Raw genomic sequence first — 13,510 nt, 5'->3', positions numbered from 1 at the left:
GCCCGGTAGGCAGATGCCGAAGCCATGGCCTCCGCGCGCTGTTCGCCTGATGTTGAACTGATGTTTGTCCACAAGTGGTGGAGAAACCCTGTGGTCAACGGCGAAAGCCTGGCGCGGGCGGGCCGACTAGCGTGCACGGTGTGACTGACGAGGTGAGCAGGTTCGGCGTGGTCGAGCCCGACGACCTACCGGAGGACCTGCGGACGCGGATCGAGGCCGTGGTCGAGAAGTCGGGCTTCGTGCCGAACATCTTCCGCGCGCTCGGCCGCCGGCCGGCGGAGCTGCGGGCGTTCATGGATTATCACGACGCGCTGATGGAGCGGTCGGACGGCCTGTCGAAGGCCGAGCGTGAGCTGGTGGTGGTGGCCACCTCGGGGGCGAACAGCTGCACGTACTGCGTGGTGGCGCACGGCGCGATCCTGCGGGTGCGCGCGCGGGACCCTCGGCTGGCCGACCGGGTGGCCACCAACCCGTGGACGGTCGAGCTGACCGACCGGGAGCGCGCGATCGTCGACCTGGCGCTGGCGTTGGCGATCGACCCGGCGACCTTCGCCGCCGAGGACCTGGCGACCGCCCGCGAGGCCGGCCTGACCGACGACGAGATCTGGGACGTCGGCGCGATCACCGCGCTGTTCGCGCTGTCCAACCGGCTCGCGCACCTGACCGCGCTCCGCCCCAACGACGAGTTCTACCTGATGGGCCGCCTACCGCGCGCCTAGCTGGCTGCCAGCGAGGTCGAGGCGCCAGGTCTGGCCGGTGAGGCGGTGGCCGAACCGGTCGGCGGTGTCCTCGTCGACGAGGGTGAACCCGGCGCGTTGGTAGATCCGGCGGGCCGGCGTCAGCACCGAGACCGTCCACAGTTCGATGGCCTGGTACCCGGCGGACTTCGCGAACCGCAGGCACTCGTCGACCAGTACGGTGCCCACGCCGGCGCCGCGGGCGCTCGGTTCGACGTGCAGCAGGCGCAGCCTGGCGGTGGTGTCGTCCTTGCGCACACAGAAGATCGCGCCGACCCGCTCGCCGAGCAGTTCGGCGACCCAGCCGGACTCGCGGGTGGGGTCGTGCTTGTCGAGATACCCGGCGACGATCTGCGCGACCAGCGCCTCGTAGGAGGAGTCCCAGCCGTGCTCGGTGGCGTAGAGCGCGCCGTTGCGCTCGATGACCCAGCCGTAGTCGCCGGGTTCCGGGGCGCGCAGCCGGACGGTCGGGGTGGTCTCGACGTCGATGAGCCGGCGACGGATCAGGTCCATGGCGTCGACGACCTGCCGCTGCTCGTGGTCGGTGAGGGTGGTGAGCAGGCCGCGGATCTGCCTGGCGGACTTGTGGTCCAGGACCAGGAAGTGGTCCCGGCCAAGCGGGGTCAGCCGGAGGACCTGGCGCCGGGCGTCGGCGGCCGACCGCTCGCGGCGAAGCAGGCCGTTGTCCGCGAACCGCCCGAGCAGGCGGCTCAGGTAGCCGGCGTCCAGGCCGGTCTGCCGGCGGAGTTCGGCGACCTCGGTCTCGTCGCGCTGGCCCAGTTCGAACAGGACTCTTGCTTCAGTCAACGAATAGTCGGTGTTCAGCAGGTGCTCGTCGAGGGCGCCGAGGAACGTGGTGTAGCTCCTGTTGAACGCTCTGACAGCGGAGATGCGTCCGGCGGGGACTGCGTGCGACATGGTGATCCTACGTTTCCCGTGAAACATTTGCTTGACTTGGTCAAACATATGCCTCGGGTGGATCAATGTCGATGCGTGTTGTCCGGTTGCGCCGGATCGCCTGGGTGCTCGAACCCGGCTGCCAGCCGCACCGAGTCCGCCAGTTGCCGATCCAGCCACTCGACGAACGCCCGCCGGCGTGCGCCGAGCGCCAACCGCGCCCGGATCTCCTCCCGGACCTCGGCCAACGCCCGCACCCTGGCCGGCGCCACGTCGACGACCAGCACGGTGTGCGCGCCGACCGCGTCCAGCACCGGGCCGACCGCGGTCCCCGGGCTGGCGCCGAACACGGCGTCCTCGAGGACCGTGGTCAGCTCACCGCGGCGCACGGCGCGCACCGGCCGGGTCGCCGGGTCGACATCGCCGACCGCGTGCCGCAGCAGCCGCCGCTCGGGGACGCGGAAGGCCTCCGGGTTCGCCGTCCAGTAGCGCGCGACCTGAGCGTCGGACACCGAGACCCCGGCCGTGACCGCGACATAGACCGCGCGCGCCACAGCGTCCCTGGTCAGCAGGTCGGCCGCGACGCTGCCGAGTCCCAACATCCCCGCCCGGTCGGGCACCAACTCGGCCAACTCCGGCGCGTCCCGCGCGTCGAGGCCGCGACGCGCCGCCTCCCGCGCGACCACCCGCTCGGCGACCAGCACCTGTACCAGCCACCGCCGCAACTGCCGGCCCTCACTGGTCCCCGGCCGCGGCAGGGTCGAGGCCCTCGGCCCAGCGCGCAACGCCGCCTCCCGCCGATCGACCACCGCGACCTCCACGGCCGCGCCGTCCACCCAGGCAACAGTTCCGCCTCCCCGCATTTCACGGTGTTGGTCACTTGGGAATGGAGGGTGCTGGTTGGGTGCGTGCTTGTGGCTGGGTTGCGTCACGTTCCCCTTAGGTGCGGTTGGGGAGGACTCGGGATCACCTTGCTTCTGTGTGTGGCCTCGATCTTGAGGTGGCAGATGGTGGTTCATCGGTGCACTACCAGTGCTACCGCAGGGGAGTACAGCAGTCGGCCCGCGCCGGCGATCCTGATCAGGGCCCACCAGCGGCCGGTGCTTGCCCAGGGGGGCGCGGTCACGTCGAACGCCAACTCGATCTCGCCGCGGGCCGGGAGTTCGGCACCGACCAGGCGTGGGCCGGCCAACTCCCAGGTGCCCCACGGGCTCACCAGCGCCGCCTCCACCGCGACGGGCGCCTCGGCCGAGGAGGCGACCCGAACCGCCAGGCGGCCGGTTTCCCCTGGTCGCAGTGTGACCGCGTCCGGTCCGTCGACCAGCCGCAACAGCCCGTCCCCGGCCGGCACGCCGACCGTCAGCACGGCCACGTCCTCCACCACCTGATCCCAGCCGCCGGGCAGCGACCCGGCCGGGGTCACCGCCGCGCGCACCGGATACCGGCCGGTCGCGACCTCCGCCGGTGCGGTGACGGTCACCGTCGTGGCCAGGTGCCCGCCCGGCGGCAACCCGAACGCCAGCTCGTCCGGCTCGGCCCGCCAGCCCGGCGGCAGCGCGACGCGCACCATGCCGGCCAGCTCGACATCCGTGCTGTCCGAGGCCACGGTCAGCTCCAGCGCGACCGACTCCCCGGCGCCGACCCGCGCCAGCGTCGGCTGGAAGTGCACCGCCAGCGGCAACCCGCCCAGCGGCGCGGGCCCCCGGTTGTGCAGCCAGTACTTGGCGAACAGCGGCCCGACCGGCTCCGCCTCCGCGCCGATCACCTCGGTGTCCGCGACGGGCTCGGCGACCGGTGTCGCCAGCACGGTCACCGCGTCGCAGCCACCGACCTCGACCGCGAGCTCGGCCAACGGCGCCGCCGGCTCCTCCAACAGGTTCGCCAGCACCGGGTCGGTGAACGACACGACGTCCGAGGTCACCCGCGCCCGCACCGACTCCCCGGTATGCGCCACCAGCCGCACCGCCACCTGCCGACGCGGGTCGGCGGGCACCCCGGAGCCCCTGGTCAGCGGGTTGCCGGCGGCCTTCACCGCGGCCAGGCGCACCCGGTCGGCCGGCTGTGCCGACAGCAGCGACCCGGACGCCGGCAACGTCGCGCCGGTGACGTCACCGGTGGCGACCACCGCGTGCAGCGGCCGGCTGAACTCCGCGCTGACCTCGGCGATGCCGGCCGAACGCCAGTCGCCGTCGCCGGCGGCCAGGGCGTACGCGAACTCGTGGGTCCAGTGCTGCAGCTGGAAGTTCGACCCGTCCGGCACCGTCCGCCGGGGCGGGTCGATCCACACCCCGGACGGCCAGCCGGTGCACGAGCGCAGCAGCGACGCGTGCAACGTGCCGCCCGAGTCCACCGCGAACCCCGGCAGCCCCCGGTTGAGCACCGCGACCGACCGCCGCGCGTAGGCGGGTTGCCCGGGGTCGCCGGCACCGACCTCGATCACCCGGTCCGCCAGGTCGTCCACCAGGGACTCGACCAGCGCCGGCAGGTCCTCCCCGGCGACCACGAGCACACCCAGCGCCCGTACGTCCCGCAGATCCGCGCTCGGCTGCCACACCTCACCGAGCGGCTTGGTCGGCGGCACCCAGCACACCCCGTCCGCGATCTCGCCGCCGCGCGCCCGCAGTTCCCCGGTGAACGCGTTGACCTCGGCGCCGCCCAACGCGATCCGCACGTCCGGCAGGTTCGAGTCGACCCCGAGGTCGCCGTACCGCGCCCCGTCACCGGCCGACACCGTCGAGGTCACCCCGCACCGCGCCAACGCGACCGCCAACGGCCGGGCGAGCTCGGCCGCCACGTCCAGCGACGGCACGATGATCTCCGCGACCCCGATCGGCCGCAGCGCCCCGTCGGCCAACCGCAACGCCGCCGCCGACGACAGCCCGAACCACGTGTGCGCCGGGTTGTCCAGCGTCCACGGGTGCTCGGCCGAGTCGACGTCGATGAGCCCGAAACCCCGCCCCACCACCGCGTTGCCGACCTCGCTCACCGGCAGCGCGCCCGGCACCGGACAGGGCCAGCGCACCCGCAGCAGCTGATCTGCCCCGGTGAACTCGTCCACAGTGGTCACACAGTCGACCCGGGAAACCCCGTGCCACAACGTGATCGTCTGGGTGTACCGCACCGGCCCGACCGAACCGGTCACCGTAACCCGCTCCCCGAGCGCACACCGGGTGACCGCCACGTCGGCCGCCGAGGACCCCGAGGTGGTCACCGGCCCCCGGGGAAGCAGATGCCACGGCCCCTCACTGAACCGCGGATGCTGCGGATACTCCTCGTACACCGCGAGCTCGTTGCCGATCCGCCCGTCCGCGATCAGCTCCCGCCCGCCATCCAGCAGGCTCGACACCCCACCACCCCGCGCCGGATCCACGGTCACCCGAAACCGCCCACCGGCCGCCACCACGCCGTCGACCGCGGCCCACCCCTGCCCACCGCCAACCGAGGGCAGCAGCCGATAGCTCCGCCACCCCAACGGCGGCACGTCCTCGGCGAGCAAGGTGACCGTCCGCCCACCATGCTCCACCAGGCACGACACCACGTCCCCAGCCGAGGACACCACCCGCACCCCGTCGCCGAGCGGCTCGGCCAACCGCACGGTCACCACATCGGTCCGCGCGTGGTTGAGCGAGTTCCACACCACGACCGGCACCCCGTCACCCGCACCGGCACGCACCCGCCCGGACAACACGCCAAGCGCCCGATCCCGGACATCCACCGCGAGATCGTGCGCGTCCCGCCACCCGGTGATCAGGTCCAGGTACACCTGATCGGACTCCGACCCGGTGATCCCGTCATGATGCGCGCCGTAGGCAAGCTGCACCCACGCCTTGGCCAACGCGGCATCCGGATACCCCGCACCCCCGAGCAACCGCGCGAACACCGCGAACGCCTCGGCCTCCAACACCGCGACCTCCGCGGCCCGCTGCGCCTGCTTGGTGTCGATGTAGGACACGTCCTTGCCGGTGTAGATCGGGTTCATGTCCCTGGTCTGCGGCGAGGCGGACGTCCCCCGCGCCACAAAGGACTCCCGCACCGCCGCGAAGAAGTCCCGAGGCAGCGAACACACGAACCGGGGCCACACATACCGCCGCGCGAACTCCCGATGCACCCGCGTGACCCACTTGGCGGGCGGCGTGTAGTCCCCGCCGACGGGCAGCAACACCTCCCGTGTCCCCGCCACCCGCTTGAGGTCGAGGAACACCGCATAGGTGGCCGCACACGCGGCCTCGAGATCGGCGGCCGAGTCCATCGCCCACCCCGACCCGTAGTGATCGGTCATGTAGGAGGTCAGCAACCCCCGCCCGGACGGCGAAACCCACTCGAACTCACTCGGAAACTGCATCCGGGTCGGGTCACCCTTGCCGGCCGCCGTCCGCTCCATCGGCCCCCACTGGTGAAACGGCCCCCGCGCCCACGAACTGGACGTCAACCCCACATCAGCCGCGAACCCGGGAAACGCCGGATCATGCCCAAAAGCGTCCAGCTGCCAGGCGGTACCAGGCGCCGCCCCCAACACCTCCCGCTGAAACCCCATCCCATGCACGAAGTTGCGCACAGTGGTCTCCGGATCGGTGAGGTTCGTGTTGGGCTCGTTGTAAGCCCCGCCGAGAACCTCCACCCGCCCCTCGTCGATCAGCCGCCGCAACACCGCGCGATCCCCAGGAAACGCGTCCCAGTACGGCTTCAGGTAGTCGACCTCAGCCACCACGAACCGATACTCCGGCTCGGCCAACGCCAACTCCAGATGCGCCCGAACCAGATCGAACCCAGCCAACTGCCGAGCCCCCCGAGGCGACCCGGGAAAGTCCAACTCGTCCCACGCCACCGTGTAGGCGGCCTGCGTGTTCCACCACACCGGGTCGTAGTGAAAGTGACTGACCATGTGCATGGTCCACCCCGGCTCAGCCACCACCAACGAGAAGTCGACCGCCCCAACCCCGTCAACAACGGCCCGAGCAGCCAACACCTCCCCAACCGCGGCCCCACCGGTATCCACCCCAACCTCGACCAGAACCTCCCCGTCCTGATCCACCGCGACCGGCAACGGCGTAAGAACCCCGTCACCCGTCACCCGAACCCGAGTCGGCCCACCACCCCCACGAAACCCCACCCGCACAACCTGCAGTGGCGCCCCCACAGCCCCCACGAACAGCTCAGTACCTTCAGCGACCACAACACCCATGCAACGCACTGTGCTTGCTAGATCACCACCACACAACCACCCAACAGAAGATCGCCCCCCACGCCCCCACCAGGAGCAACCGCCACGACCAAACGGCCCAGTCTCAGCCGACCATGCCCTCAATCAGACAGCGGCCCGCATGGTCCCACCCTCAGCCAACGCCGCCACCCGAAGCCGCGCCAACCGATCGCCCACCTCACGGTCGTCAACAAGCTCAAGCAACGCCGCACGAAGGTTCTCCGCAGTGGCGTCCGCGGTGTCAATACGCCGAGCCACCCCAAGCCCCACCAGCAGCTCCGCATTGGTGAACTGCTCAGCCCCCTGCGGCACAGCGATCATCGGCACCCCCGCCAACAACCCCTCCCCACACCCACCCATCCCAGCATGAGTGACAAAAGCATCCGCCTGCCCCAGAATCGCCCGCTGCGGCACCCAGGAATGCACCTCCACATTGCCCGGCACGTCACCAAGCTCCCCCGGATCAGTATGCCGCCCGATCTGCAGCACGACATGCCACCCAGCCAGCCCACCAAAGGCCGCCAAACACCGCCGATAAAACTCAGGCTGCCGCGTATAAGCAGACCCAAGAGAAATCAACAACACCCTCTCCGCAGAACGAGGCCGAACCCACCCATCACCCTCCCCGCCCGGCCCAAAACAAGGCCCAACAAACGTGATCCGACCAGTATCAACCTGATCAGCATGCGGCTGCATAGCCCGAGAAATCAACGCCAACGCCCGCCCCGGCCGCCCAGAGAACTCATCCACATCAGTAGTGGTAGCCCCACACGCAGCCAACCACTCCCCGAACTTCGCCCGGTAGGCATCAGCCCCAGGCAACCGCCGAAGATGCACCCCCACATCCTGCTCATACTGTTCCCAAGCCACAAACGTAGGCGACAACTGCACAACAGGCCGCCCCTGCCCCTCAGCAAGAGCCCGCCCAGCATAAGCACCAATGTCATAAAGATAAAGGTCCGCAGGGTCATCATCGTAGGCAGCCCGCAACCGCGGAAGCGCCTGAATCGCATCCTCAAGAAACAACCCCGCCGCCGCAATCGGATCGTCAGGCCACCTGTTGTCCCCAACAGGCAGCCCGGAAGCACATGGGACCAACTCGGCACCAGCCCCCGTGACCAGCTCACCCACCACCGGATCGTTGGCGTAGGTCACCCGATGCCCCCGCCCCACCAGCTCCCGGATGATCTCCAACCCAGGCAACACATGACTGACAGCAGGAATACCAATCATCGCGATATGCAAGAAAAATCCCCCTCAACGATCGTCAGCCAAGCGGCGCAGCAGCAGCCACCTCTAGCTCGTCAACACTCCCCGCCATGATCGTCGGCAAATGCGCGGTAATCCGCTCAAGTCCCCAATCCCACCAAGCCACCGCCAACAACCGAGCCACATCCCGCTCACCAAACCGCATCCGAATCACCCGCCCCGGATTCCCCCCAACAACCCCATAGTCAGGCACATCCCCAACAACCACCGCCCCAGCGGCAACAACCGCCCCATTTCCCACCCGCACCCCCGGCATCACCGTAACCCCATGCCCAAACCAGACATCGTTCCCCACAACAGTGTCCCCACGCCCAGGAAGCCCAGTAATCAAATCAAACCGCTCCGCCCACCCCCCACCCATAATAGGAAAGGGAAAGGTAGAGACCCCATCCATCCGATGGTTGGCCCCATTCATAATAAACCGCACCCCAGTACCAAGAGCACAGAACTTCCCAATAACCAACCGCTCCGGCCCATAATGATACAAAATATTACGAGTCTCAAACTCAAGCGCAAACTCAGGATCGTCGTAGTAAGAAAACTCCCCAACCTCAACCAACGACGAAGTAACCAAAGCCCGCAACAAAACCATCCGATCCTGCCCCACCATCGGATGCACCACAGCAGGATCCGGAGGCCCTCCACCCACCCCATCAGCCATCACGCCAAGAGGCTGCCACCCCTCAACCCCCCCAAGCAACCGCAATCCCCACCCAAGCCACACCCAGCCAAGCCCACGCCCAGCCCAGCCCACACCCAGCCAAGCCAAAGGTGACCACGCCGGGTCAGCACCCACCGCACCGTGGGGGGCTTGGGGGGCTCGGCCCCCCAATGTGATGACGAAAGGGGCCCTGCGAGCGAGCGAAGCCGCGAGTAGGCGAAGGAAACCCCGCAGTGCTGCCAGGTCGGGGGTCCGCCAGCACTACGGGGTCAACCGGAACATCGTGGCTGCCACACAGGGCGTTACAGCACCACGAAAAAAGTTTGTCGACGGCTCAGCGCAGGTGGTTCTGCCGCTGCGCCATGATCAGGATCTCGTCACGCATGGCCGGCGTGGCCGCGGTGGCGATGGCGTGGTTCACCGCTCGCCGATTGCGGGCCTGGATGCGCCGGGCACGGATCTTCGCGGCGATGTTCATCTCTGCTGCACTCCTTCTAGGGCTCCCGCTGGTTCCTCCAGCACCAACCATTATGCCCCTTCCAACGCAGAACACACCCACTTTATTCGGTGAACCCAGCCACATGCCGACGATCGTTCGGCAGCCTCCGGGTGTCGACCGACGTATCCTCACGTCTAGCAAGATCGCTAGACGGCCGGATAGATCGCCAGTCAGTCGTCCATGTTCAGCAGGTACCGCCCGAAGTGCGGCACGGTGAACGCGATCCGCCCGCGCTCCGCGGAGTAGATCAGGCCCTTCTTGATCAACGAGTCCCGCGCGGGCGACAGTGACGAGGGCTTGCGGGCCAGATGCGCGGCGATGTCCGAGGTGGCGGCACCCTCGTCGGTCTTGCCCTTGGTCAGCTCGGCCATCGCCCGCAGGTACTCCCGCTCGGCCGGCGTCGCCCGCTCGTAGCGCGAACCGAAGAACCCGACCGCCAGCTCAGCCTCCGCCTCCGGCGCCGCGACCGCGACGTCCTCGGCGGTGATCGGGTCGCTGGCAGCCGCGTCCCAGGCCGCTTTCCCGTAGGCCTGGATGAAGTACGGGTACCCGCCGGCCGCGTCGAACAGCGCGTCCAGCGCCTCGTCGGTGATGCCGGCCTCCTCGCGCGCGATCGGCGCGAGCACGGCCCGGTCGGCGTCGGTCCGGTCGAGCCGGTCGATCCGCACGTACCGGAAGAGCCGCTCGGAGTACGACTTGCTCGCCGACAGCACCGCCGGCAGGTGCGGCAGCCCGGCCCCGACGACCACGAACGGCGCCCCCGACTGGGACAGCTCGTGGCAGGCGGCACACAGCGCCGAGATGTCGTCGGCGATCACGTCCTGCATCTCGTCGATGAGCAGCGCGACCCCGGTGCCCACGTCCTGGGCCAGCTCGGCGACATCGGTGAACAGCTCCACCAGGTCGATCTCGATGTCACCGGAGTCCGCGCGGCCCTGGGTCGGCGGCGCGTCGATCCCCGGCTGCCACCGGTCCCGCAGCTTCGAGTCACTCGGCGATGCCCGTAACGCGAACGCCTTGAGCACGCCGAGCACGTGCTCGACCCGGTCCGGCGCGCGGTGGCGCACGGCCAGGTCGCGCACCGCCCGGTGCAGCGCGGCCGACAGCGGCCGGCGCAGGCCGGCGTCCGGGCGGGCCTCGATCTTCCCGGCGCCCCACCCGCGGCGCACGGCCATCGACCGCAGCTCGCCGAGCAGCACGGTCTTGCCGACCCCGCGCAACCCGGTCAGCACCAGGCTGCGTTCCGGTCGCCCCCTGGCGACCCGTTCGAGCACGACGTCGAAGGCCTGGACCTCCTTCTCCCGCCCGGCGAGCTCCGGCGGGCGCTGCCCGGCACCGGGGGCGAAGGGGTTGCGCACGGGATCCACGATCAGACCGTATCGACGTCTCTAGCGAGAATCCGATAATCCGTCAGAAACCCCGACGGCGTGTCGTCCCTCATGCTCTATCTGAATGTCTAGCAAAGATTCAATAGAGCCTGATAGCGCGCTACGCGGCTTCCAGGATCGCGGTCACGCCCTGACCGCCCGCCGCGCAGATCGAGATCAGCCCACGGCCGGAGCCCTTCTCGTGCAGCAGCTTCGCCAGCGTCGCCACGATCCGCCCGCCGGTCGCGGCGAACGGGTGCCCGGCCGCGAGCGATGACCCGTTCACGTTCAGTCGAGACCGGTCGATCGACCCGAGCGGCTCGTCGAGGCCGAGCCGGGTCTTGGCGAAGTCGACGCTCTCCCACGCGGCCAGCGTCGCGAGCACCTGCGAGGCGAACGCCTCGTGGATCTCGTAGAAGTCGAAGTCGGCCAACGAGAGCCCGGCCCGCGCGAGCATCCTCGGCACCGCGTACGCCGGGGCCATCAGCAGCCCGTCGCGCCCGTGCACGTAGTCCACGGCCGCGGTCTCGGAGTAGGTCAGGTACGCCAGCACCGGCAGCCGCCGCGCCGCCGCCCACTCCTCGCTGGCCAGCAGCACCGTGGACGCGCCGTCGGTCAGCGGGGTCGAGTTGCCGGCGGTCATCGTGCCGTCGGACCCGCCGAACGCCGGCTTGAGCTTGGCCAGCTTGTCGGCCGTCGAGTCCGGGCGCAGGGTCTGGTCGCGGGTCAGGCCGAGGTAGGGGGTGAGCAGGTCGCCGAAGAACCCGCGCTCGTAGGCCGCCGCGAGCTTCTGGTGGGAGGCGGCCGCCAGCTCGTCCTGCGCCTCGCGGCTGATCTCCCACTCCTTGGCGGTGAGCGCCGCGTGCTCGCCCATCGACAGCCCGGTTCGCGGCTCGGCGTTGCGTGGGATGTCGGGCACGATCTGTCCCGGCCGCAGCCGGGTCAGTGCCCGCAGCCGGGCGCCGACCGACTTCGCCCGGTTCAGCGAGAGGAAGATCTGCCGCAGGTCCTCGTGCACGCCCAGCGGCGCGTCGCTGGTCGTGTCCACGCCACCGGCCACGGCCGAGTCGAGCTGCCCGAGCGCGATCTTGTTCGCCACCTGGATCACGGCCTGTAGGCCCGTGCCGCAGGCCTGCTGCACGTCGTAGGCCGGGGTCTGGGGCGACAGCCGCGAGCCGAGCACGCTCTCCCGGGTGAGGTTGAAGTCCCTGCTGTGCTTGAGCACCGCGCCGGCGGCGACCTCGCCGAGCCGTTCGTCCTGCAGACCGAACCGGCTCACGAGACCATCGAGGGCGGCGGTGAACATGTCCTGGTTGGACGCCGTCGCGTAGCCGCTGTTGGACCGCGCGAACGGGATCCGGTTGCCGCCGATGACCGCGACCTTTCGTACCTGATCACGCACCTGATCCATCACGACTCACTCCCCACGACACGGCGTTCCCGGCTGGCAATCCTAACCTACTCACGAGTAGGCTCAGCGTCGAGTGCGGCCCCGAACACGGAAAGCGGAGCACCATGACCGACCGCTATCAGCAGTTTGCCCGGTCCGGCCTCGGTCGGCTGGTCGTGCGCCGGCTCGGCCTGCCCAACCCCACGCCGCTGCGCAGGTACCGCCTCGGTGATCCGCCGTTGAACGGTCCCGCCCTGGTCGGCGCCGCGCCGGGCGGCCGGTTCGACAACGTCGGAGCGATCCTCAAGGCCGCGGGCATCGACGTGCTGACCGAGCCGCTGGCCGGCACCGACGAGCAGCCGGCCAGGCACGCCGCGCTGGTCTTCGACGCCACCGGCATCGACGACCCGGCCCGGCTTCGCGAGCTGTACGCGTTCTTCCACCCACTGATCCGCTCGGTCGGCACGTGCGGGCGCGTGGTGGTGCTCGGCACCCCGCCGGAGACCATCCCGGAGACCATCGACGGCCGCGCGGCCATCGCCCAGCGCGCGCTGGAGGGCTTCACCCGTTCGGTGGGCAAGGAGCTGCGCCGAGGCGCGACCGTGCAGCTGGTCCTCGTCGCCCCCGGCGCGGAGGCCGCGGTCGAGTCGACGCTGCGGTTCCTGCTCTCCAGCCGCTCGGCGTACGTGGACGCGCAGGTCATCCGGATCGGCACGCACACCAGGTCCACCGTCGAGCCGGACGACTGGGACCACCCGCTGGCCGGCCGGGTCGCCATGGTCACCGGTGCGGCACGCGGCATCGGCGCGGCCATCGCCGAGGTGCTCGCCCGCGACGGCGCCCACGTCGTCGCCCTGGACATCCCGTCCCAGGGTGACGAGCTGTCGGCGGTGGCCAACCGGATCGGCGGCACCGCGCTGCAGCTGGACATCACCAGGGCCGAGGCCGCGAGCCGGATCGTCGAGCACCTCAAGGAGCGGCACGGCGGGGTGGACATCGTCGTGCACAACGCCGGCATCACCCGGGACAGGACCCTCGGCAAGCTGAAGGAGTCCGCCTGGGACGCGGTGCTCGCGGTGAACCTGTCCAGCCAGCTGGCCATCAACGACGCGCTGCTGGCGGCGGCCGCGCTGCGCGCGGAGGGCCGGATCATCGGCGTCTCGTCGATCGCCGGCATCGCGGGCAACGTCGGCCAGGCCAACTACGCCACCAGCAAGGCGGGCGTGATCGGCATGGTCGACACGTTGGCCCCGGTGCTCGCCGAACGCGGCGCGACGATCAACGCGGTCGCGCCCGGCTTCATCGAGACCAGGATGACCGCGGCCGTGCCGCTGTTCATCCGCGAGGCGGGCCGGCGGATGAACAGCATGTCCCAGGGCGGCCTGCCGGTGGACGTCGCCGAGACCATCGCCTGGTTCGCCAGTCCCGGCTCGGGCGCGGTGAACGGGAACGTCGTGCGGGTGTGCGGCCAGAGCCTGCTGGGGGCCTGA

At 69.9% G+C, this 13,510-nt stretch carries 10 protein-coding genes; 2 read left to right on the top strand and 8 right to left on the bottom strand.

The features are described 5' to 3' along the window. Nucleotides 1-140: 140 nt before the first annotated feature. Nucleotides 141-719 (top strand): peroxidase-related enzyme, encoded by a 579-nt coding sequence (locus tag ACYVIP_RS09355; protein ID WP_460394189.1) that lies wholly within the window; start codon nucleotides 141-143, stop codon nucleotides 717-719. On the opposite strand, the gene ACYVIP_RS09350 is transcribed toward ACYVIP_RS09355, so the two are convergent. The 8 genes from ACYVIP_RS09350 to ACYVIP_RS09315 form a co-directional block, all read right to left on the bottom strand. Next, nucleotides 705-1,655, bottom strand: coding sequence for a bifunctional helix-turn-helix transcriptional regulator/GNAT family N-acetyltransferase (locus ACYVIP_RS09350; protein WP_460394187.1), 951 nt, complete (start codon nucleotides 1,653-1,655; stop codon nucleotides 705-707). The genes ACYVIP_RS09355 and ACYVIP_RS09350 overlap by 15 nt on opposite strands. A 62-nt stretch (nucleotides 1,656-1,717) precedes the next feature. Beyond that, the gene (locus ACYVIP_RS09345; protein ID WP_460394185.1) at nucleotides 1,718-2,470 is read right to left on the bottom strand and encodes a peptidylprolyl isomerase; all 753 of its coding nucleotides are present in this window, start codon (nucleotides 2,468-2,470) and stop codon (nucleotides 1,718-1,720) included. Nucleotides 2,471-2,649: 179 nt separating this feature from the next. After that, nucleotides 2,650-6,516, bottom strand: a complete 3,867-nt coding sequence (locus tag ACYVIP_RS09340) for a glycoside hydrolase family 38 N-terminal domain-containing protein (RefSeq protein ID WP_460394183.1) — start codon at nucleotides 6,514-6,516, stop codon at nucleotides 2,650-2,652. 423 nt (nucleotides 6,517-6,939) lie between these two features. Beyond that, nucleotides 6,940-8,079, bottom strand: a complete 1,140-nt coding sequence (locus tag ACYVIP_RS09335; RefSeq protein WP_460394181.1) for a macrolide family glycosyltransferase — start codon at nucleotides 8,077-8,079, stop codon at nucleotides 6,940-6,942. A gap of 22 nt (nucleotides 8,080-8,101) precedes the next feature. Continuing rightward, nucleotides 8,102-8,713 carry a CatB-related O-acetyltransferase gene (locus tag ACYVIP_RS09330; protein ID WP_460394544.1) on the bottom strand — a complete coding sequence of 204 codons (612 nt, stop codon included), beginning with the start codon at nucleotides 8,711-8,713 and terminating at the stop codon, nucleotides 8,102-8,104. A gap of 385 nt (nucleotides 8,714-9,098) precedes the next feature. Then, on the bottom strand, nucleotides 9,099-9,242 hold the full coding sequence (locus ACYVIP_RS09325) for a hypothetical protein (RefSeq protein WP_460394179.1): 144 nt from the start codon (nucleotides 9,240-9,242) through the stop codon (nucleotides 9,099-9,101). 191 nt (nucleotides 9,243-9,433) lie between these two features. Then, entirely contained in the window at nucleotides 9,434-10,630 is a 1,197-nt protein-coding gene (locus ACYVIP_RS09320) for an AAA family ATPase (RefSeq protein WP_460394177.1), read from the bottom strand. A 121-nt stretch (nucleotides 10,631-10,751) separates the two neighbouring features. Next, the gene (locus ACYVIP_RS09315; protein WP_460394175.1) at nucleotides 10,752-12,041 is read right to left on the bottom strand and encodes an acetyl-CoA C-acetyltransferase; all 1,290 of its coding nucleotides are present in this window, start codon (nucleotides 12,039-12,041) and stop codon (nucleotides 10,752-10,754) included. A 104-nt stretch (nucleotides 12,042-12,145) separates the two neighbouring features. On the opposite strand from ACYVIP_RS09315, the gene ACYVIP_RS09310 reads away from it, so the two are divergent. After that, nucleotides 12,146-13,510, top strand: a complete 1,365-nt coding sequence (locus tag ACYVIP_RS09310) for a 3-oxoacyl-ACP reductase (RefSeq protein WP_460394173.1) — start codon at nucleotides 12,146-12,148, stop codon at nucleotides 13,508-13,510.

The organism is Actinophytocola sediminis, assembly GCF_054779715.1.
Note: the sequence above shows the minus strand (reverse complement) of the source record. Positions and strands in the feature narration are given on the sequence as shown.